The sequence below is a fragment of the Paenibacillus sp. FSL F4-0125 genome (genome assembly GCF_038008565.1).
In the GTDB taxonomy this organism is placed as follows: domain Bacteria; phylum Bacillota; class Bacilli; order Paenibacillales; family Paenibacillaceae; genus Paenibacillus_AQ.
Genome location: NZ_JBBOZJ010000001.1, coordinates 1,410,124 through 1,431,795 on the forward strand (window position 1 = coordinate 1,410,124; position 21,672 = coordinate 1,431,795).

Consider the following 21,672-nt stretch of genomic DNA (forward strand, 5'->3'; position numbering starts at 1 on the left):
TGATGAAGACGAAACTAACTATATTATCCTTAAGCGCTGTTGCTCTCATCGTCTTGTTTATGACCTACCATGTTATGGGCAATTGGGATTATGTTCTACCCAGTCGGGGGAAAAAGCTTGCTGCGATTCTAATCACCGGAGCGGTGATAGCTATTTCTACCGTAGTTTTTCAGAGCATTACGAACAATCGTATTTTGACACCTAGTATTCTAGGACTAGACTCTTTGTACATGTTGATCCAGACGTTCGGTGTATATGCCCTAGGCTCATCAAATATGACGTTTATGAATAAAAATGTGAATTTCTTGTTCTCAGCTTGCATCATGGTTCTGTTCTCAGGTGTGCTGTATAAGCTAATGTTCCGCAGAGAGGGTCAAAACATATACTTCCTGCTGCTCGTAGGACTTATTATGGGGACGATGTTCCAGAGCGCGTCTTCTTTTATGGAAGTGCTGATTGATCCGAATGAATTCTTGATTTTACAAGGGAAAATGTTCGCCAGCTTTAACAATGTCAGCAGTGATCTATTGATATTGTCTACAGTTGTTCTAGCGCTTACTACGTTGTATTTCATGCGATTTGTAAAGTATTTAGATGTTATTTCTCTAGGGAAAGATGAAGCGATCAACTTAGGGATCAATTATGACTATGTAGTCAAAAGGCTGCTAGTTATTGTATCTATCTACGTTTCGATATCAACGGCTTTAGTAGGACCGATCACTTTCTTGGGTTTATTAGTAGCCAATGTGGGACATCAGCTGTTCCGTACGTATAAGCATTCCTATCTGATTCCCGGCACGATTTTGCTAAGTATTATTGCGCTTGTCGGGGGACAGTTTCTAGTTGAACGTGTGTTTGGATTCACTACTACGGTTAGTGTAATCATTAATTTTGCAGGTGGCGTCTACTTTGTCTATCTGCTGTTAAAGGAGAATAAGTCGTGGTAGAAGTTAAGCATGTAACCAAGCGTTATGGCGGAGTAACCGTCGTTGACGATGTGTCTTTATCCATTAAAAAAGGTGCCATTACCTCGTTTATCGGCCCTAACGGAGCTGGTAAAAGCACGTTGCTCTCCATGATCAGTAGACTTATCTCCAAAGACGCGGGAGAAGTACTGATCGAAGGAAAGGAAATTGGCAAGTGTAAAAGCAATGAACTTGCTCGTAAAATATCGGTGCTAAAGCAGTCCAATCATATCAGCGTACGTCTTACCGTGAAGGAACTTGTTTCTTTCGGAAGGTTCCCTTATTCACAAGGGAAGCTCACAGCGGAAGACCGAGCGTTTGTTGACGAAGCGATTGCTTACATGGACCTACAGGAAATGCAGGATAAATATATCGATCAGCTTAGCGGTGGACAACGTCAGAGAGCTTATATTGCTATGGTTATGGCTCAGAATACCGAGTATATTTTGCTCGATGAGCCACTTAACAATCTGGATATGAAGCATTCTGTACAAATTATGAAGGTGTTACGCCGATTGGTAGAAGAGAAGGGCAAGACGATTGTGCTCGTCATTCATGATATCAATTTCGCTTCTTGTTACTCTGACTACATTGTAGCGCTCAAGAATGGGCGGGTAGCTTCATCGGGTACGGTGGATGAAATTATTGATACAGCAGTACTTAGGGATGTATATGACATGGATATCCCTATAGAAACAATAGGTGGTCGTAAAATTGGTGTCTATTTCTAAATATGATGCCGCTTATATTCGGAAATTATTATGACGTAACGCTAGAAGTGATAGGCGCCAGCTTCCTGACGTATACGCGAATAATTCAAATAGCATGACTATAAATTTTAGGGGTGAACACATTGAAGAAGAACGTATCTTTACTAATCATGACAGTGTTTCTTGCCGTAATCTTGGCGGCCTGTGGCTCCAATAATGCAGCAACTTCAAATAATAATACAGCAGCGGCAGGCAATAATGAAGCTACTACTGCACCGGCTACAGAATCAAAAGAGCTTACTATTAAACATGAGCTTGGAGAAATTACGATTAAGAGCAACCCACAGAAAGTGGTTGTATTTGACTTCGGTACACTAGATACTTTGGATAAACTGGGCGTAGAGGTTACAGGATTGCCTCAAAGTAATGTACCCTCTTATCTCTCTAAATATAGCGATGCCAAATATGAGAATGTCGGTGGTTTGAAAGAGCCTGACTTCGAAAAAATCAACAGTCTTTCTCCAGATCTGATCATCATTTCCGGCAGACAGCAAGATTCTTATGAAGAATTCAGCAAAATTGCTCCTACACTGTACGTTGCTGTAGATAATGCAAATTACATGGAATCCTTCACGAAGAATGTGAAAACATTGGGCCAAATTTTTGGCAAGGAAGCTGAAGTAGAAACTGAGCTTGCGTCTATTAATAACTCCATTAAAGCTCTGAATGAGAAAGCTACAGCTGACGGCAAAAAATCGCTTATTATTCTTGCCAATGAAGGAAAAATCAGTGCGTATGGTTCTGGTTCCCGTTTCGGTATTATCCATGACGTGTTCGGATTTGCACAAGCGGATGAAAAAATCGAAGTATCCACTCACGGTCAAAGCGTATCTTACGAATATGTAGCCGACAAGAATCCGGATTATCTGTTCGTAGTAGATAGAGATGCGGCTGTGAAGAGTGATGGCAGCAAATCTGGCTCAGCGAAAGATGCGGTTGAGAACGATCTCGTGAAGAACACAAATGCTTTTAAAAACGGTAAAATCATTTACCTAGATCCTAACTACTGGTACTTGTCCGGTGGCGGTTTGATTTCTGTTAGCGAAATGCTCAAAGAAGTTGAGGTTGTTCTGTAAGCAGAGCAACTCGGGGAAATTGAACGATTAAATGATTCCCAGATGGTTATTAACAAGCCTGTTGGCAGGAGTAAAGCTCCTTGTCAGCAGGCTTTTTTTGCTTTTTTCAATAGAATTACTGGTATATTCATACTAGTTGTTGAATTTAACTGTAACTTTTTATGTTGGCATACGTGGTTAGGTTAAGGGGGGAGTGCATGAAGCGAAATTCACTGGATGAAATATATCAGATGTATGTGATGGATATTTACCGCTATTTGCGCTCCCTTTGCGGTGATCATCACGCGGCCGAAGATTTAATGCAGGAGACCTTTTACCGTGCTTATTTATATTTGGAGGATTGTAAAGACGAGAAGATTAAGCCATGGTTGTTCCGTGTCGCGTACAACGCCTTCGTAGATTATAAGCGGAAGGAAGGACGTAGTACTGTTCAGAGTGAGGAGTTTTTTAAACAGCTTGCTCATCCAGATACCACAGAAAGCACGCTGCTTCGGCAGGAACGTTGGGAAGAGATGAGGATTGCGATAGGTGAGCTACCGGATAATCAGAGGCATGCACTGCTACTACATGATTTTCATGGTCTTAGTTATCTGGAAGCATCGGACATTATGAATGTGGGCCTGTCCCAATATAAGATATTGATCTTTCGAGCCAGACAGAAGCTGCGTGAAGCGGAACGGAGGAGGAATGAGCATGAGTGAGGAATTCAAGGAGAAATTAAAAAGGTATGGGGAAGGTACTCTTCCTGACGAGGATAGAGATGAAGTGGAGCGGGAGTTAGAGAAGATGGAAGCTTATCAGGCTTATCTGGATGAATTGATGGGTGAAGAAGAGCGGGCTTCAAGTGAGGATAAGAACATAAAATTCGGCAAGGGTAAAAGAAACAGACCTGGCAAGGAAAAAAAGATCATCCGCTGGGGTAAATGGAGAGCTCGGATATCGAATACTTTAACGGTAATTTCTGCGTTTTTAATTTTCTTGATTATCAGCAGTGTCATCACCGCGATATTTTATAGCACTGGAGAAAGAGGAGAGACTTATAGTGATGTTGTTTCTTCCGCTATTGCTGTCTCACAGCCGAATACAATTGTACATTTGAGTAGTGGTACCGGTCCATTTTTTAGCATGAATCTGACAAGCAAGATAGAGAAACAAGTGGGAGATGAACAAATTACTGTCGGGGATTATTCAATGAAGCTCCTATTTGGGTGGGCTAGGCTCTACAACTATTCATGGACGGATGATAGTAGAAGTGTAGGTTATTATTTTGTGTATCCACAGGAGAATCAATCTGCGACAAACAGTATGGATAACAGCAATGAGTGGGAGAGATTGGAGAAGCTGCCGGAAGGAACAGTAGCGGAAGCGTACTTGTCTTTTGATCAATTTTTTACGACAGATGAGCTGTTGAAGAAGTTTGAGCCTAAGAATCTTCAGCCTTTGTGGTTTGCAGCAGATACAGGTCCACGGACACGACAGCCAGTCGTAAATGATCCATTAGGTTTTCCGTATATGCCTATTTGGCATGATGATGATATGAAAGTGATCCAGGAATCAAAGGAGAAGCGAGGATGGTTCGGAGGGGTGACTAGCCGTTCAAGTGTTTCACCATCTGTTGAGTCATATGGTGATGGTGAACTGCGTAATGCAAACTTCCTCAAGACGCTGCACTTGATGCAAGAGCATAAATCAATCGCGGACAGGGTAATTCCGTTTATTGATTTGGATGATTCCATTAGTTATTTGGAGAAGAACGGAGTTAGGCTATATGGAGCTGTAGTAACCGGTCCGGTGAAAGAATTGCTTAAGCTGAAGGAAGAAACATGGGTCAGCGATTTGCATGTGGGGGAAGTAAGACTATGGAATTGGCAGGATCGAGAGTCCTAATGGTGCTGGAACAAAATTTAATTGATGAACATGACAAACGAGCCCCTGCATAGGTTGCAGGGGCTCGTCCAATTATTGAATTAATTAATGGTCTACCCCATGGCTCATAGGGATGATGCCGCCGCTTGGAACCTTGGCCGTGGCGGTGAAGTCTCCGTCGGCGCTAACTATCGCACCATTAACACTTAGCAAAGCAACCAGAATCAAGGCTAGCATAGATACTTTTTTCTTCATTTTTAAAATCCTCCCTAGACTAGTATTTGTTCCATCAACCCAAGGTACTTGTCCAACTGCTCTGGGGTTGTCTGATTCCGGAGCTTCTCAAAGAGAGCCGCTGACTTGCGGAACCCTGTATCATCTTTAAAATTAACGGATGATGCCATAGCATATGAAAGCATATTTATAGCGTCATATATGTTCCCATTTAAGGAATAATATTTTGCCTTTAAGTAAATGAAATCTAAGTAATAACGAATATTCCTTTTTGTTTCGTAATATTCCTCCATCGACTCGATCTGCTCTTTGAACTCGATCAGCACCTCATCGACGTTGTACTCATGCTTGATCGCGGACTCCAGAATATGTGTCATGCCAGGCAGGAGCTCTTCGTAGTTATGCCGCAGGAAAACCAGATAATCCGGTAGAACTTCTGTGTTCCCCTCGTTCAGATCAATCACATATCGGTTAGCTCGGGCAATTTCACTATAATATTCAACCTCTGCCCAGCCGCCTGCGTCCATATCATTAATCCATCCCAATTCCTCATACTTCGAGATGCACTCTCTAGCCTCTTCATACCGGCCCATCTTCTCAAGCGCAATCCCTTTCAAACACATAGAAAATCCGAAGTAATAGACGATGCTGCGTTTTAACCCGAAGTCGCTCTCCTTCTGCCCGTCGGTGCTTTCCCGCTGATTTATGCTGTAGAAGTGATTAATCTCGCTGTATAGTTTATCGGCGATTTGGAGGATACCGTCCCAGTTTTCAAGGGTAAATGATGCCTTAAGCATCTGAACCAGTGAATCAGCATTGATCCCGTTAAGATCCAACTCCAAAATGATCCATCCTTCCGTCAAAAGTGACTAACTATTTCCGTAATATTCAACAATAAACAAATTATGGGTTTGTTTACAAGATCATTGTTCCTCATTTTGTCATTGGAAGTATATGAACTATATCATAAATTGTGGGAAATTGATGTTAGGAAAGGGAGCGGAAGAAGTCACAGAACTTGCTTCTCGCTTAAGCAAATCGTACAATTATTTGAATATTAGATTTATGGATATGTGAGATAACAAAAGTTGAGTATGATAGATTAGGAGATGAGATTAATGAAAGTAGGAGTCGTATCTGATACACATATGTCAAGAATGGCTAAGTCTCTGCCAAAGGCGCTGATTGCAGAGTTTCAAAATGTGGACTTAATTCTACATCTCGGTGATTGGGTGAGTATGGGGATCTATGATTTACTGACGAAATTAGCACCGGTAGAAGGTATTGCCGGAAATAATGATGGCGATGAGATCATTGAGCGTTTCGGAGAACGCAAGATCATTACTCTTGAGGGAATCCGAATCGGAATGGTTCATGGACATACGCCACATTCTCGCAAAGGAACGGATGGAAATGCCCTGCTTGCTTTTGCGAATGATGAGGTGGATTGTATTCTTTTTGGTCACTCACATCAGCCCTTACTAAGAGAGGAGAATGGTATCCTGCTATTTAATCCAGGTTCTCCTACAGATAAGCGGCGTGAGAAATTGTATTCTTTCGGAATTTTAGATATCGAAGCGGGTAAAGTTAGTGCCCGGCATGTGTTCTACGATTCAAAGGAATAAGGCTCAATTGTCCAAATCATTCGGCGTTCTCTCCATGGTGAACGGCTCGGTAACCATTTACAATGAGGTTAAAACGGGCGAAGCCGGAAAGTGAGCGCTGAGGATGAATAACTATCGTATAAAACGAGTGGTTCTGGATGATTTAGAATGGCTCATCCCATTATTTGATGAGTATCGAGTATTTTATGGAGCAGCCTCAGATCGGGAAGGTGCACGCGCCTTCTTAGTTGACAGGCTAAAGCTGAATGAATCTGTGATCCTTATGGTGGTTGAGGGGGAAGGCGTTGAGAAACGCGCGCGGGGCTTCACACAGCTCTATCCTTCTTTTTCATCAGTTACGATGGAGCGCCTCTGGATCCTGAATGATTTGTTCGTTACTGAGGAACTGCGCGGGCATGGCCTAGGTTCCAAACTGCTGGACAGTGCTAGAGACCATGCTCTCTCTACGAATACGAAGGGCTTGTCCTTGACAACGATGACAGAGAATGTGGGTGCGCAGCGTTTGTATGAAGCGCATGGATACCTTCGAGATGATGAATTTTATACCTATAACCTTTTTTTCTGAAGATAGCTAGAGAGAAAGATGAGTAAGGGGCGTTAAAGTGGAAACAAGTCATAAGTTGGCAATCTTTTTTGATCTCGATGATACGTTATATGATCATCTGGTTCCTTTTAAAGAAGCAGTGCGTGAAGTGCTCCGCCCAGATGAGAATTGTCTGGACTTTGCGGAATTATTCTATAAAGTGAGACATCATAGCGATGTATTATGGCCGATGTATTTGCGCGGTGAGATTCCGCTTGAAGAGACAAGAGTGCGGCGGTTGGAGCTTGCTTTTGCAGAGTATGGGTTACAGATTGATCGTGACCAAGCTTCGGCGGTACAAGCGGCATATATTGGACGACAATACACTATTCAAATGATTGATGGCGTGCGTGAGCACCTTGAACGGTTCATTGCGGACGGCCATAAGGTAGGCATTATTACGAATGGACCAAAGGATCATCAGATGAATAAGATTGTGGGATTAGGGTTAGATCAGATTATTCCTGAGGATATGATCTTTATTTCTGATGCTGTAGGTCTTGCTAAACCAGATCCGGAAATATTCGTACATGCAAACCAAAAGACAGGCACTTTGGCGGAGAACTCGCTTTATATAGGGGATACTTGGGCTAATGATGTAGTTGGAGCGCTTGCGGCTGGATGGAAGGTTTGTTGGTACAATCCGAGAGGCAGACAACCGGCTACGGATCATAAACCTAGTTATATTTTTACTAATTATAAGGAATTTGGCGAGCTTCCTCTTGTGTAAGAGGAGGTACAAAACATAAGCCATGCGAGAGAAATTGGCGCATGGCTTTCATTATTTTATGTATTAATAATTTTGAAAACTAATTTTTTGGTAGTTGGATGCCTTGCCAGTTGTGTACATCGCATTGACCCTGTTCATTATTACCCACAGCAACCACCGTACCGTCCGTTTTGAGTCCGATGGTATGAGTGCAACCCGCCGCAAACGCCACAATATCGCACCAGTCACTTATATTGCATTCGCCGTGTTTATTCCAGCCTACAGCAACTACAGTACCGTCTGTTTTAAGGCCAACGGTATGATGACTACCTGCTGATATAGCCACAATACCGTGCCAGTCGCTTATATTGCATTGGTCTTCATGATTTCGACCCACAGCAACTACTGTGCCAGCCGCTTACATCACATTGGCCATATTTATTATCACCCCCACAGCCGTCACAGTACCGTCTGATTTAAGCAGGGCGGTATGACGATAGCCAGCCGTTATGGAAGGTAGGGGTCTCACAAGGTTCATGAATTTCGTTCCTTTGTTGATGTAGATGTTTCCGAGGTTAATTTTATTAAACCATAGTTCTTTCTTGTTCGTATGTTTAACTGAGAGAGAGGCGTCCTTCCCGCTGCTCCTAGACAGATCTATAAAAAAAGCTTGCTCCCTAGAAAGCCGGCTTCGGCTTTATGGGGCAAGCTTTTTTTATTTAGTCTGCGAAGCTGTACGTTGGATCCGTCAGATTCATTCTTTCTTTAATACCTGAGGTGGCATAGATTTTGTTGTCGTCGGTAATAAAGAAAGCTTCCACATCTTCAGGTAAAGATTCAAGATATTTCATACCCTCTTCAATTCCCATCAAGAATACCCCCGTTGATAAGGCATCTGCATCTGTTGCATTCGGGCTCATAATGGTAAGGCTTTTGAGACCGTTCTGAGAAGGATATCCTGTACGTGGATCAAGGATATGATGGTAACGAACATTGTCCTGCATAAAATACCGTTCGTAAACACCAGAAGCATCGATGACCTCATCTGAGATTTTAATAGTTCCTAGCTGTGTGCCGCGGCTTTGATCCGGATCCTGCAATCCGATATTCCATTCCGTTCCGTTTGGCTTCTTACCGAGTGCAATAATACTGCTGCCTCCGAGGTTAATCATAGCGCTATTTAGACCTTGCTCTTTCAAATAATCAGCGATACGGTCAGCAGCATAACCTTTACCAATGCCGCCCAGATCTAGCACCATATTTTCCTTCATCAGCTTTACAGTTTTCGCAGCTTCATCAATTTCAACGTCCTTGTAATTGGTTAGGCTCTTCGCTTTATCAATTTCAGCTTGGGGAGGGACTTTATCTCCACCGCTACCGATATTCCAAAGATCGATTAACGGACCGATTGTAGGATCAAATAGCCCGTCCATTTCCTTTGCGTATTGTATGGATTGTTTAATTACATCCAGGGTCTCGTCAGAAACAACAACCGCTTCTTTTCCAGCTGCCTGATTGATTGCGTAAGTCTCTCCACCTTCTTTGGTGCGGCTAAGCTCCATATCCATTCGCTCCAGCATCTGCTGGATATCATCCATATTTTTTTGTTCTACTGTAGCACCGAACACTTTGATATTCACAACAGTGTCATAAATATAAAAAGTTTGTGAGAGAGACTTTTCCTCTCCTTTTCCGGATGTTGTTGCGCTACCCGTAGTTCCCGCTGTTTTATCGTCTTTATCCTTAGTAATTAGCCAAGCACCGACAGCTATGACGACGATGACAATTACAACGAGGATCAGCGTCGTTTTTTTGTTCTTGAACATATTTCACCATCCATAAAGTTAGTTTCTAAACCACATCATTACTTATAATAACCTAGATATCAGGTTGATGGAAATTAATTTCATGACAGATTAAGGGATAAATCGGTCACCATAGCAAAAAAAGCCCCGTATCCTGATTCGGAGCAACGCAGAAGATTTAGAATAAAACAATGCTAATTAATCAAGCATATATTCACTGTATTTATTCTTACGAGGATTTAATACGAAGAGGATGCCCTTGGCATATCCGCTAACGGCTTTGAAATTCCGCTTTAAGGTTGCTTTAGCCGTCAGACATGACAGTGTCCAGATCAAGGCAGCATAATTCATAAACGGAGCTTTACGCAAGTTGAGCAGATAGTAGTGATTAACGGCTGTAGCTTGTGCTACAATGCCCGCCTTATCGCGAGAGCCTGGCGACTCATGATGGATGATTTTCATGGCGGGGTTAATCACAAGCTTGCCATAGCGGCTGGCCAAATGAGACAAATAAATATCTTCGGCTATGGAATAGCTTGTCATCCATGGATAGGGTTTAATATCAAGCAGTGCCGAGCGTTTGAAGGACATATTGCAGCCGTGAAAAAAATCCGTTTCAAATACATGCTTCTTCTCTCCCCAAAGGAATTGCGAGCCTGCAAACATACTTGCCGACAATCTGCCTGGTGATCCGGACATTTGTCCGGTTAGCATACCGAATAGCCTGCTTGGCATGCTACTATGTATGCCTTTGGCTACACCACCGACACCAACAATGGAATCATCGGCTGCATAAGTATCTAGCAGTCGTCGAATATATAAGGGGTTATCTAATTCTGCATCGTCATCTAAGTGGAGTACAATTTCTGCATGAATAAGTCCTAGCGCTTCGTAACGGGAAAGCCAGAGGCCAGGCTTAGTTTTACGATGATAATGCAGTTCAGCCTGCGGTAATTCAGTTAGTATTTCACGATAATAGGCTAATCTGTCCTCAGGGATCTCACCGTCATCCACAATCCATAGCTCGATGGAGATATCCTCAAGATTTGTCTGCTTGCCAATGGACTCTATACACACCGTAAGATCATTAATTCGGTTACGGGTAGGAATCACTATAGATAGATCATACATATCTTAAATCCCCCTTCAGGACTTCTTTCGTCCGCTACTCTGAATGCAGTCTTCCGGCGAAATAGTTACTTTCATTCTATCGGTCCTGAAGAAGAGCGTATATACCACTTTTGTATACTTTTAGTTGGGGTTCAGGTCTAATAAGAGTTATTTAATAAAAGTTAAGTTTGTATTTTTCGGTTTTTAACTATATAATAGTAAGCGACGAATATTTAGTTATCAATCTAGTTAAGCAGCTACAAATGAACAATAATATTAGGAGGTTTTTTCATGAGAATAGATATTTGGTCCGATTATGCGTGTCCATTTTGTTATATTGGTAAAAGACGTTTGGAGAATGCGCTGAGTCAATTTGCGAACCGTGATCAAGTAGAGGTAGTATTCCGTAGCTTTCAACTAGATCCACACGCAAAAGTGAATGAGACAAAGAGTATTCATGAGATGCTTGCTTCCAAATACGGTATGACGATTGAAAAAGCAAAAGCAATGAACGCACAGCTAGCTGAGCAAGCGCAAGATGTGGGATTGAATTTTCAATTCGATACGATGAAGCATACGAATACTTTCGATAGTCACCGCTTGAGTCACTTTGCAAGCTCAAAAGGAAAAGGTGCAGAAATGTCCGAACGTCTGCTACGCGCCTACTTTACGGATTCATTAAATCTTGGTGATCGTAGTGTACTTGCTACACTTGCTGCTGAGGTAGGGCTGGATCAGGCAGAAGTAACGGCAATGTTGGAGACAGATGCATACACAGCTGAAGTGAACGGCGATATCGAAGAAGGAAGCCGTCTGAATATTACAGGTGTACCATTTTTCGTGTTCAACAATAAATATGCGTTATCTGGTGCACAGCCAGGACCAGTATTTACAGAGGTGTTGGATACCGTGTGGGCGGAGGAGCAAGCGGGACCAACACTGCAAGTGGTTGGTAAAGGAAAAACTGACGTATCTACAGATGATGGCTGCGCGGACGGATCTTGCAATATATAAAGTCCGTATAGTGTGGAAAAGAAGAGATGGAGAAGTTTCCATTTCTTCTTTTTTTAGTTCCGAAACTCTGCTCTTGTTAATTCATAATCAATAGAAGATTGCCATTCTCCTAGTTGATTTCTCCACGCATTCAAATGAAGGGCAACTTTACGAAAGCCGATGTTCTCATATACATGCTGAGCTCTTGAATTCTTGGCGTTGGTATCGAGAACGATTGTGTGGTATCCCATATTCTCAAATAAGAAGTTAATCAACATAGTTAAAAATACAGTTCCAAAGCCTTTATCCTGTTCATTATAATCACAGATTTTGATGCCAATCTCTGCAGTGCCGTCGGCAATGCTTCTGTAATTCATTTCTCCTATTGGAACACCATCGATGTCCAGTATCAAGCGACGATTAAGATCGGTGTCAGCCAAAAGTTTCTCCAATATATCTTGCTCTGTGCAGCCGATACCATTAGGAAAACCGGCATGTGCCATAAGCCTTCCATCGTTCCACCAACTGCATAACCGGGGGACATCATTTGCTGTTGCATTGCGAATGACTAAATTTCCATTTTCGATGTACATAATCTCCTCATCCATTCCTTTAAAATTCATGTTGAGCTTAACATACACACGATTTCGTCTGGAATGGAGAGTTCTTATTAAATCATGTTTTACACACTACAAAGACAAGCGCCCCCGAATCTATCCGGGAGCGCTTGTCTCTTAATGATGTGTTTATCTAAATGAAGTGATAAAGCTTGTGAACAAGGTGCGGACATCGTACTGATGTTGATTGATTGGCTCGATAGGCCGGTTAATGCCGAGCAATGTGTATACTGCAGTTCTTGCTGCTCTGATAGAGTATTCCTCCGTGAATACAACATCATCTGGAATTTCGCAATATTGGCCAACGAAGGCAAGGTTAGTGGAGCCTTCAGGAACCACTTTAGGCCGGTCACTATTTAATCTAGGCATGAATTGTGAAGTGATATAAGGCATCATACATGGAATACAATTAGCAGTTGCCATGATCTCGTCCTTATGTTCTTCGAAATGAAGATGACCGATTAGTTCTTCCATAATTTCTTCCCCGGTACATTCACTCATTTTCTTCTTCACGAAGTCTCCTACGTTGTCAGGGTACAAACCGTAACCCCAGAATACTTTTACATGCTCTGGTTGATTGCGGAAATGCGGTTGGAAGGCTAAGACAACGGACATCAGCCAGCTCGAATCTTTAAAGGTAACTAATGCGCCAGTACCTGCACGATTGCGAGTGAATTTTTCCATAAGATCGAAGAATTTAGAGTCTTGGAAGGTCACGGTAAATGACTCCCATTTCGAACCATCGATATGATCATCGAAGGATGATGGATTGCCGAGACCTGGTTTTTTGGCGGCGATGTTCTCCCATAATTTCCATGAGCTACCCTTCCCGTTGAGACGTGGGGCAGAGGTCATGGATCCAAGGCTGGAGCCTTCGGTCATGGAGCCGTTCGTGACGATTACGATATCGTCTTCGCTTATGTTAATAACGTCTGGGGCACCTTGGCGTAGGACGTTCATTTGGGTTACGGTAATGCCATCTCCGTCTTTGAACTGCAGGTCAGTTACTGTACATTTCAGTGTAAAGTCAACGCCGAAGCCTTCGAGATATTTGTGCATAGGTAAGATGATAGAATCGTACTGGTTATATGGAGTGCGGGTTACGCCTTCCAGGGTTTGAATTCTTGGGAACTCATGAACGAAGCGAATCATATATCGTTTAAGCTCTACAGCGCTATGCCAAGGCTGGAATGCGAAAGTAGTAGCCCACATATACCAGAAGTTCGTGGTGAAAAAGTGTGGACCAAACCAGTCATTAATCCGAGCCTTTCCCATTTTTTCTTCCGGTGTAATAATCAATTTGCCCATCGCAAGCCGGTCAGCCATATCGAAGCCCATGGACAATACATCTTCCACCTCACCGCTCTGGTTGACGAGTCTAGCGTTAGCATGTGTTGGATTGGCGGTATCGAATTCTATAATCTCTTCTCTAACGGATTTCTCAGGATGGTCGAGGGAGGGAATCGACATGAGTAAATCCCATGTATTCTCATAGGTCTCATCGTTAAGCATCCGGCCACCGCGAATGACATAACCGTGCTCAGCGTCACCTGCGCCGTCGTTACTGCCACCGAGAATCTTCATCTCTTCAATAATGTGAATGTTCTGTCCCGGAAAGTCACAGTCTCTGACCAGGTAAGCCGCGCCCGCTAAGGATGCAATTCCGCCACCGACAAAATAAACCTGTTTATTACCGTACTCTTTTTTCACAATGGTCGCCTCCAAGTTGTTGTTGAAATAATCACACTCTTAATGTAAACCAACTCCAATTTTGAAGGTATAATCAAACCTTTTAGAGTGTATGGATTTTGGTCATTATGGTTCATGTGTCTAGTTTTTAGACAAAAAAACCGTTGAACCCAAAGGTTACAACGGCTTGTTCTCATATTTGTGCAGAGCTTTTAGAAAATTTCCCTCAATGAGTACACTTAGCTTCTCGATAATGTGATCCGGATGCTCTTTCATCCCGGCTCTCATCCATTGAATGACGAGACCTGTGAAGGCCAGTGTATAGAAATTAGCAATGAAATGTTTATCTTCATGGCTAACCTCCATCCCGGCGGACAGTTCGTTTATGACACCCATAATAAGATCATTTGTCACTTCGTATAGATAGGCATCCAGATGATTTCTGCCAAGTGAGTTCAAGGTGTTGCAGCAAAAGGTTTTATTTCGTTCGATATAGCAGAAGATTCTATAGAAGCCGTCCGTCCATGTACTATAGCTGCGATACTGGGCGATGCTTTCTACAGCTTCTGTCTTATAGATCCAGCCCAGTAAATCAAATATATCTTGAAAATGATAGTAGAAGGTTTGTCGATTAAGTCCGCAATGGTCTACGAGCTGTTTGACTGTGATTTTATTGAGCGACGTATGTTCCATTAGTTCTTTTAAGGAATGGGACAATGCATTTTTGGTGAGAAAAGAATTGGACAACGATCTATCAACTCCTCCATTCAAGCTTTCGGCCAATGCTTAACCAGCAGACGAATACTCTCTGCCAACAAACCGAGTGCAAATCCTCCACAGGTAAAAAAGAAAAATGCTAGGAATCCCGCGAGATCCTCCCAGCCGGACATCTCTCTATAGGTGTAGCTTAGCATAATCACCGAACCGATAATAATTCCTGTTGTAGTGATTAACCAGAGCAGACGAGCTCCAAACCACCCTAAGACGTTAACGATACCAGATACGATAATGGAAAAAAGTGCGAAGCGCAGTAAGAGTGTGATATCCAATGAATGGGCCATCATAACGAATCTGTGCACTATGAAGAGCAGCCATAGAGAAACACCATAAACAGCCATCCAGAGAAACCAACGGTTACTTTTGGCAGCAGGCGGGAATTTCATTTCTTGCTCACCTCTTTTTCCAAAGTACGAACGGTGTGCAGCAGGAATTATACGGAGAAAGATTCCAGTTCTTCTACACTTTGCAGAAGATGATTCAGCAGGTTCGGAATGTCCTCCATCTGCTCCTCAGTGATTTGTCTTTTGAATTGCAGCTCAATGCAGTTATTGTAGGTTTCGCCTTCTTGCCCATAAATGAAGCTTAAAGACTGTACGGGCTGAAATTCAGGTCCCCATATCGCTTTGAGAATACTCTCAATCGCTTGACATTCAGCAGGGATATCTTCGATTTCCATATAAAAGCGTAATGAAAGATTGCAGCCGGGATCTGTGTTAGGCACCTCCAATATTTCATCACTTAGATCTTTTACAGAAGAAGTGAGGAAGACTTCGGCGGTTACACTCCTGCCGGCAGTTAATTGGAAGGAAAGGCTGAATTCTCTAGACATCAACGCCATATTCAGAAGGTCGGAACGATCCGTAACTACCAGAATTCCGTCCAGATTATCGTAATCGTAGATTTGGTTCTCAAAAGCAATTTTAATATTATCGAAGACAGTAGGATGGAACAATAATGGCACCTTCTTTTGTTTATTAATATTGTAACATGATCTAAATAGAAGTGAAAAAGATGCCCAAGGACCATATGGACCGGGCATCTTTCCAGTGTTACTCCATGACCTTGAACATGCCCGTCATACCTGGAGCATGATTCTGAAAGCCATATTTTTCATAAAAGGTATCCTTGCCATGTGATGCGAAAAGACCGACGAACGCGCCAGAATAACAATGAGACCGAATATAGTGTAGTAGCTGCTCAATAATGCCATTACCAATGCCTTGGCCCTGAAATTCGGGAAGCACGGCTACGTCCTGAAGATAGAAATACATATGACCATCACCGACGATCCGCCCCATACCGATAACCTTGTCTTCCTGTACAACGACCATACCATACACCGAATGAGCCAGAGAGGCTGCGGTCATTTCCGTATTCACGTTCCCCCAACCGACAGCTTCCCATAAGGAGGCATGCTCCTCAGTCGTGGGTAAACGTTCAATACATTCATAATGATGTGCTGTTGTCATAGCTAATCACCCATTCTTTGTTAAGTTATTGTAGCGATTGTAGTGTAGTAAGCTCCACTGTAATCAGCCCCCTTAGGATGAATGGGTATTCACTGTGATCTTGTCAGTTCGTAGGTGCAGGTGCGGTATATTTCAGGAATGTCTTCGGAATTGGGCTTTCGAAGGTCATTAACTCTCCTGTTGTAGGATGAATAAAAGAAAGTACACGAGCATGCAGACCGAGACGACCTACCGTTTTGGTCTCTGCACCATACTTCTTGTCTCCTGCAATCGGATGGCCGATATCTGCCATATGAACACGAATCTGATTTTTGCGCCCAGTTTCAAGTTTTACCTCAAGCAACGAGAAGTGGCGGTTCGCCTGAATGAGCTTATAATGTGTAATCGCATGTAGACCATCGCCTTCATGAGGACTGGAGTACATTTTCAGGGTAGAGGTTTCTTTTAGCCAAGAGCTCACTGTACCTTCAGGTCTTTTAACGGCGCCTTCGACTAGAGCTACGTAAGAACGTTCTTTCACGGTATCTTTCCACGTAGTTTGCAGTGCCTGCTGGATCCGTTCGCTTTTGGCAAACATCATTACCCCAGATGTATCGCGGTCCAAGCGGTGTACGACAAAAATTCGGTTCTTAGGATTGCTGACGCGAACATGCTCCATAAGCTGGCGGTAAGCGGTCAATTCATTTTCTTCCGCAGTGGCAATCGATAGCAGTCCGGCATCCTTCTGAATAATGATTAGATCATCATCCTCATGGACGATGGTAAGTCCGATCATCTCCGCTACTTGTACGGGCTTCTCTTGATCGATCGCCACGGTTTGACCCGGATGTAATTGGAAATTATGCTGAGTGACAACCTTACCATTCACCGCCACTTGCCCACGTGAGAGGATAGATTTGATTGCATTTCGTCCACGGCCTGTGATGTGGGTGAGTAGGAAGGGGAGCAGCTCAGAAGGTTCATTTACTGTAAAAGACTTCGGTGCCGCAGGTGCTTTAGTTTTATGATTAAGCTTGCCATTTGGCTTGCTGTGAGAGCGAGTACCTCTTTTAGCTGTTTCTTTAGGATTTCTTCTTGAGTTCATGACTGCATTCTCCGTCCTTTAATATTGTACTCCTCAATATACCATGGGCTGTTAAGAAATACTATGTGAAGGGCAGCAAGAAACGAATTAGATTTATAGATAGAATAGCTGAGCTAGTCCTATCAGCAGGAATAAGCTGAGATATATCCAACCGATCACATTAGCGTATTTCTTTTCCCGGTGCATAGCATTGACTGCATATATTTTAGTATCCACAGTAAGCAACAGAACACTGGAGATCAGCAGCGCAACAATTACGTAGGTTAGCTGGTGATAGAGCATAGTAGAGCCTCCTATAAACGTCATTTAATTTTGTTTAAGACCTACTCTATCGATGTGAGTTCTCAACTTAACTTCAATACTGAGATTGGAATACTGCTGCTCCCAGTCATGTTTGTCACGAACATGGGCTTTCCAGTAGGAGGGAGCATATGCACGAATATATTCACCCATGCCAAAGACATCGGAATGCGCTTGTTGAGTTTCTTCAATAAAATGGTTGAAAATACCGATCACTCTCTTTTGAAAGATATCTTCAATCTTTTCTAAAGAACGGCTGGAATCGATCGGGATATTACTACGTAAATGCTCATCTAGAGCCGCCTCTAAAGAGATGTTGTAGACAATATGAGGTTTGCCCTCTTTGAAATGCACCTTCACTCTCGTAAAACGGTCGTTGACCTTGAGCATCACCGGACCGAATTCTTCAGCATTGAAAAGATCAGAGTATCCCCCAGGATTAATACCCTTCATGGCCATATACGCGCCAATTTCAATGGGAAGCGTCGAACCCGCCATAACTCCACCGCTAAAGTAAGCCAGGCCTTTAATCATAATATTGTCCTCTTGATGTAAAGAGACATAAGGTAGATAACCGCTTTCGCCCCATTTAGATTCAGCAGACCAGAATGTGCCTATATAATCTGCAGGGAATTTTCCTGATGTTACCGCTTTTTCCATGGTGGACAGGATGTAAAGGGTCGGTACTCGCTGCAGTGGAGGATTTATATTCATAAATTTAGCAGCTTCCCCTTCGGATACTAGCAGCCAGGTCCGGCGACGAACTTCTGGATTGCGTCGCAAATAATCATTTAAGTCATCCATGCTTTTTCTCGCAACATCCTCACTAATAATAATCACTCTTAAATGAATCAAATAACGTGGATCGGAAATTTGCTGCTGTAAATTGTTCATGGCATCATCTAATGTGTATCCATATACTTCTACGACCCATACTGGACTTTGATTTCCACCCCCGCCTTCACCCCCACTGCCAGGTCCGAGTGGAACTCTTCCCGGTACCGCAATTTGGGCGGTCACACGAATTTGGGGATTGTTAATATTTGCGCTTTTTAAGTGAGTGGTTTGATCATCATTTATTTTACTGTCTGAAGGGACGGAATCAATGGATAACCCTAGTACCAATGCACGGTCTTCAATTTCAAGCTGGTCCCAGCAGCCTGCGAGCAATCCAGACAGGAGTAAGAGAATAAAGATAAGAACTACACGCTTGTAAGTTTTTTTATTCATGAGACAGGGCTCCTTTATGCCGGATTAGAGAAGCTAACCATAGTAAAAGAGGGTAGATGGTCAAAAAAACCAAACCGAATATGCCTGTAATGCTGGCAAATGTATTGACCTGAAATATATTTCTCGGGAAAAGTGAAAAAATGAAGATAAGCGGAAATAAGAAACTGGAGATCAGGCGGTGATCCTTGTGTCGCAGCACTTGTTGCAGAGAGTATGCAGCTATGTAGTAGTTCGTAAAGATGGTAGTGAATATAGAAATCACCCAGATTATTATAAAAAGAGCATCAAACCGTTCTAATAGTCCTGCGCCGATGGATATGGAGCGAGCTGCTTCTAGGGTTGGATAGGAAAGTATTTTGGATTCTTGAGCTCCAAACATGCCTAGAGTGACCCAAACGATCATTATATAAATGAATCCAATGAAACCAAGCGCAATAATGCCTGCTTTTAGGGCTTGTTGAGGTTTTTTCATAAGAGGAACTAATAGTGTTATGACAAATGTGCCCTGATATAGGGCGGCAGACGTAATCGTCCCTTTGGAAAAGCTTGATAAGGTGGTGTGATTTCCGGTGAGAGGTAGCAAGTTCAGAACATCAACATTTCTCATAGCTACCAATATAATTGCGATAACGGATAATAGAATAAAAGGTAAATAAAAAACATGTACGTAAGTGAATTTGACAGTATTTCTACGAATTGATAAGGCAACCAGTAGGAGCATTAAGAGAATTACTGCTTCGATTGGTGTCTTTTTAAAGACAACCGCAATACATACTTCTCCGAATTGGCGCATGGTGATCCCGGCAGAGAAAGCAAAAAACAAAGAAATAAGCATGGAGAAAATATCCGCGAGCCAAGTTCCGAGAAGGCGACGGCTGAACACGAACAACGTTTCGTTAGGGAATTTTCTGCAGACAACTGCAGTAAACCAGCAACCTAAAAAAGCAACAGGTACGCCAGAAGCAGTTACGAGCGGTGCACCACTGTCTCCGGCTTCAGCCATATAACGAGGAATACTTAAGATACCTATTCCTATAATCGTACTGATGATTACAGCCATGACTTGGATCGTTGTTATGGGGCGGTTACGATTCATCAGCTTCACTTTTCTCCTTAAAAATCAGATCGGTATGCATTTTGGGGATATCCTTCGCAAGAAGATCAGGGTCAGGTGTATTAAGAAAGCTTGGGCGACTTCGCATCCACCATAGAGGTACCCGAACGATACTATCCTTAAGGTCCTTCCATACCGTAGGAACAAAGGGGGTCATGTAGGGAACTCCAAAGGATTCCAGAAATAATAAGTGGTTAACAATAACAATCGTCCCAAGCATTACTCCGTACAGACCAAAGCAGCCTGCCAATATAATCAATGGAAATCTAAGCATTCTTGAAGAAATAGCGGCATTGTAAGCGGGTGTGGCAAATGACCCTATGGTCGTTATAGCTACAACAACTACGGTTGTTGGACTCGCCAGACCTGCTGCTACGGCTGCCTGACCAATGACAAGCACACCTACAATAGAAAGAGCCCCGCCAATCATTTGCGGTAAGCGAATGGTTGCTTCACGCAGCACCTCCATGAAGACTTCCATAATCAGAACTTCCAATACGGCTGGAAAGGGCACGCCAGCTCTCGCACCTGTTATAGCAACGGCGAACTCTGTCGGCAGTAGCTCAGGGTTGAAAGAGATAATGGAGACATATAAGGCTGGGAAGAAAAGGGAAAATAATAATGCGATCAGACGAATCATTCTTAGGAGGCTTCCCACAACAAAACGTTCCGTATAGTCATCCATCGTCTGAAAAAACTGATTGAAAAGCGCCGGGACGATGAGGCAGAATGGTGAGCCGTCTACAAGGATGATGACTCGTCCTTCTAATAAAGAGGCAATAGATTTATCCGGACGTTCGGTTGGCTGAACCTGTGGAAACGGGGAGAGGGGATGATCTTCTATGAATTGCTCGATATACCCCGAATCAAGGATGCCATCTACATTTATAGCTGACAATCTTTTCATCACCTTTTGAACTAGTTCTGGATCTGCTATTCCTTCGATATAACAAACAGCTACTTCTGAGCGCGTCCGTACGCCAAGAGGAGCAGTTACTACGCGAAAATCCGGCGTTTGCAGTCGATAGCGAAGTAAGGAGAGATTGGATTGTAAATTCTCGATAAACCCATCTCGCGAACCGCGTATGACTTGTTCAGTTTGAGGTTGCTCAATACTACGATGCTCAATTTTACGCAGATTGAAATACAGGGCCTGATCCATTCCATCTATGAGTAGAACTACATTTCCCTCCAGCAAAATGGAGGCTAGAGTATTTAGGTCCTTAGTTCGGTTCCCTTGTGTTACTTGTACCGTCATACTCCAGATGTAATCAGCTAGATCTTTTAAATCTTCTGGAATTTCTGAGGGGTCGGAGGAAACATTCATTAACGGCTTTAAAACATAGTTCTGAATCTGATTCTGGTCCACTACAGAAGAAAAAAAGATAATAGCTGCATCATATCTACCGTACACTTTAAAGTTACGGACAATAAGGTCGCTGTCTTCTCCAAAGACTTGTCGAATGAAGCTTATATTGCTTTTTAGGCTGGAATCCAGTGGTTTTAGCGGACGATTCTCCTGGGCAGAGGACTCTTTGCGTGCAGGCTTTTGTTTAAAAGAGGTATATTTTTGTTTCCAATTTTGCACGGTCGCTCCACCTTTCTATGAAATCACTCATCTTAAAGCTTGGCTTAAAAGAAGACCTTTTATGT

24 protein-coding genes and 1 pseudogene are annotated in these 21,672 nt (G+C 42.9%); 9 read left to right on the forward strand and 16 right to left on the reverse strand.

Features of this window, described 5'->3' with window-relative positions; all coding sequences use genetic code 11:
- Window positions 1-2: 2 nt before the first annotated feature.
- The 5 genes from NST74_RS06295 (at window position 3) to NST74_RS06315 (ending at window position 4,698) form a co-directional block, all read left to right on the forward strand.
- Entirely contained in the window at window positions 3-947 is a 945-nt protein-coding gene (locus tag NST74_RS06295) for an iron chelate uptake ABC transporter family permease subunit (protein WP_341110996.1), read from the forward strand.
- Complete coding sequence (locus tag NST74_RS06300) at window positions 941-1,696, forward strand: iron ABC transporter ATP-binding protein (RefSeq protein WP_341110997.1); 756 nt, start codon at window positions 941-943, stop codon at window positions 1,694-1,696. The genes NST74_RS06295 and NST74_RS06300 overlap by 7 nt, the downstream gene beginning before the upstream one ends.
- Before the next feature lie 122 nt (window positions 1,697-1,818).
- Window positions 1,819-2,811 (forward strand): siderophore ABC transporter substrate-binding protein, encoded by a 993-nt coding sequence (locus NST74_RS06305; RefSeq protein WP_341110998.1) that lies wholly within the window; start codon window positions 1,819-1,821, stop codon window positions 2,809-2,811.
- A gap of 197 nt (window positions 2,812-3,008) precedes the next feature.
- Entirely contained in the window at window positions 3,009-3,512 is a 504-nt protein-coding gene (locus NST74_RS06310) for a sigma-70 family RNA polymerase sigma factor (protein ID WP_042125017.1), read from the forward strand.
- Complete coding sequence (locus NST74_RS06315; RefSeq protein ID WP_341110999.1) at window positions 3,505-4,698, forward strand: anti-sigma factor; 1,194 nt, start codon at window positions 3,505-3,507, stop codon at window positions 4,696-4,698. Before NST74_RS06310 ends, NST74_RS06315 begins: the two co-directional genes overlap by 8 nt.
- 84 nt (window positions 4,699-4,782) lie before the next feature.
- Here NST74_RS06315 and NST74_RS06320 read toward each other — a convergent pair whose 3' ends face one another.
- On the reverse strand, window positions 4,783-4,932 hold the full coding sequence (locus NST74_RS06320) for a hypothetical protein (protein WP_341111001.1): 150 nt from the start codon (window positions 4,930-4,932) through the stop codon (window positions 4,783-4,785).
- Window positions 4,933-4,946: 14 nt separating this feature from the next.
- Window positions 4,947-5,753: a DNA-binding protein gene (locus tag NST74_RS06325; protein WP_341111002.1), complete on the reverse strand. Its 807-nt coding sequence runs from the start codon at window positions 5,751-5,753 to the stop codon at window positions 4,947-4,949.
- A gap of 276 nt (window positions 5,754-6,029) precedes the next feature.
- On the opposite strand from NST74_RS06325, the gene NST74_RS06330 reads away from it, so the two are divergent.
- The 3 genes from NST74_RS06330 (at window position 6,030) to NST74_RS06340 (ending at window position 7,849) form a co-directional block, all read left to right on the forward strand.
- Window positions 6,030-6,536, forward strand: coding sequence for a metallophosphoesterase family protein (locus NST74_RS06330; protein ID WP_042125020.1), 507 nt, complete (start codon window positions 6,030-6,032; stop codon window positions 6,534-6,536).
- 103 nt (window positions 6,537-6,639) lie between these two features.
- Window positions 6,640-7,101, forward strand: a complete 462-nt coding sequence (locus tag NST74_RS06335) for a GNAT family N-acetyltransferase (protein WP_341111003.1) — start codon at window positions 6,640-6,642, stop codon at window positions 7,099-7,101.
- A 37-nt stretch (window positions 7,102-7,138) separates the two neighbouring features.
- Window positions 7,139-7,849 (forward strand): HAD family hydrolase, encoded by a 711-nt coding sequence (locus tag NST74_RS06340; protein ID WP_341111004.1) that lies wholly within the window; start codon window positions 7,139-7,141, stop codon window positions 7,847-7,849.
- 79 nt (window positions 7,850-7,928) lie between these two features.
- Here the strand turns inward: NST74_RS06340 and NST74_RS06345 are convergent.
- The 3 genes and pseudogenes from NST74_RS06345 to NST74_RS06355 form a co-directional block, all read right to left on the reverse strand.
- Window positions 7,929-8,354: pseudogene (locus NST74_RS06345) on the reverse strand (chromosome condensation regulator); the annotation flags it as partial.
- Window positions 8,355-8,547: 193 nt separating this feature from the next.
- Window positions 8,548-9,654: an FAD:protein FMN transferase gene (locus tag NST74_RS06350; RefSeq protein WP_341111005.1), complete on the reverse strand. Its 1,107-nt coding sequence runs from the start codon at window positions 9,652-9,654 to the stop codon at window positions 8,548-8,550.
- Window positions 9,655-9,831: 177 nt separating this feature from the next.
- Complete coding sequence (locus tag NST74_RS06355) at window positions 9,832-10,764, reverse strand: glycosyltransferase family 2 protein (RefSeq protein ID WP_341111006.1); 933 nt, start codon at window positions 10,762-10,764, stop codon at window positions 9,832-9,834.
- Between the two features lie 270 nt (window positions 10,765-11,034).
- Here NST74_RS06355 and NST74_RS06360 point away from each other — a divergent pair, with 270 nt between their 5' ends.
- A complete protein-coding gene (locus tag NST74_RS06360; RefSeq protein ID WP_341111007.1) occupies window positions 11,035-11,757 on the forward strand; it encodes a DsbA family oxidoreductase in 723 nt (240 codons plus the stop codon).
- Between the two features lie 53 nt (window positions 11,758-11,810).
- On the opposite strand, the gene NST74_RS06365 is transcribed toward NST74_RS06360, so the two are convergent.
- The 11 genes from NST74_RS06365 to NST74_RS06415 all read right to left on the reverse strand — a co-directional run bounded on the left by NST74_RS06365 (window position 11,811) and on the right by NST74_RS06415 (window position 21,607).
- Window positions 11,811-12,359, reverse strand: coding sequence for a GNAT family N-acetyltransferase (locus tag NST74_RS06365; protein WP_341111008.1), 549 nt, complete (start codon window positions 12,357-12,359; stop codon window positions 11,811-11,813).
- 123 nt (window positions 12,360-12,482) lie between these two features.
- Window positions 12,483-14,063 carry an oleate hydratase gene (locus NST74_RS06370; RefSeq protein ID WP_341111009.1) on the reverse strand — a complete coding sequence of 527 codons (1,581 nt, stop codon included), beginning with the start codon at window positions 14,061-14,063 and terminating at the stop codon, window positions 12,483-12,485.
- A 156-nt stretch (window positions 14,064-14,219) separates the two neighbouring features.
- Window positions 14,220-14,789, reverse strand: coding sequence for a TetR-like C-terminal domain-containing protein (locus tag NST74_RS06375; RefSeq protein ID WP_341111010.1), 570 nt, complete (start codon window positions 14,787-14,789; stop codon window positions 14,220-14,222).
- A gap of 20 nt (window positions 14,790-14,809) precedes the next feature.
- On the reverse strand, window positions 14,810-15,205 hold the full coding sequence (locus NST74_RS06380; protein WP_341111011.1) for a hypothetical protein: 396 nt from the start codon (window positions 15,203-15,205) through the stop codon (window positions 14,810-14,812).
- A 47-nt stretch (window positions 15,206-15,252) separates the two neighbouring features.
- The gene (locus NST74_RS06385) at window positions 15,253-15,774 is read right to left on the reverse strand and encodes a hypothetical protein (RefSeq protein WP_042125040.1); all 522 of its coding nucleotides are present in this window, start codon (window positions 15,772-15,774) and stop codon (window positions 15,253-15,255) included.
- A 97-nt stretch (window positions 15,775-15,871) separates the two neighbouring features.
- Window positions 15,872-16,291 carry a GNAT family N-acetyltransferase gene (locus NST74_RS06390; protein ID WP_341111012.1) on the reverse strand — a complete coding sequence of 140 codons (420 nt, stop codon included), beginning with the start codon at window positions 16,289-16,291 and terminating at the stop codon, window positions 15,872-15,874.
- Between the two features lie 103 nt (window positions 16,292-16,394).
- Window positions 16,395-17,375, reverse strand: coding sequence for an RluA family pseudouridine synthase (locus NST74_RS06395; protein WP_341111013.1), 981 nt, complete (start codon window positions 17,373-17,375; stop codon window positions 16,395-16,397).
- Window positions 17,376-17,468: 93 nt separating this feature from the next.
- The gene (locus NST74_RS06400) at window positions 17,469-17,657 is read right to left on the reverse strand and encodes a CLC_0170 family protein (RefSeq protein WP_341111014.1); all 189 of its coding nucleotides are present in this window, start codon (window positions 17,655-17,657) and stop codon (window positions 17,469-17,471) included.
- A 24-nt stretch (window positions 17,658-17,681) separates the two neighbouring features.
- Window positions 17,682-18,905, reverse strand: a complete 1,224-nt coding sequence (locus NST74_RS06405; protein ID WP_341111015.1) for a Ger(x)C family spore germination protein — start codon at window positions 18,903-18,905, stop codon at window positions 17,682-17,684.
- Window positions 18,898-20,001: a GerAB/ArcD/ProY family transporter gene (locus tag NST74_RS06410; protein WP_341111016.1), complete on the reverse strand. Its 1,104-nt coding sequence runs from the start codon at window positions 19,999-20,001 to the stop codon at window positions 18,898-18,900. The genes NST74_RS06405 and NST74_RS06410 overlap by 8 nt, the downstream gene beginning before the upstream one ends.
- Window positions 19,991-21,607 carry a spore germination protein gene (locus NST74_RS06415; RefSeq protein WP_341111018.1) on the reverse strand — a complete coding sequence of 539 codons (1,617 nt, stop codon included), beginning with the start codon at window positions 21,605-21,607 and terminating at the stop codon, window positions 19,991-19,993. Before NST74_RS06415 ends, NST74_RS06410 begins: the two co-directional genes overlap by 11 nt.
- Between the last annotated feature and the right edge of the window lie 65 nt (window positions 21,608-21,672).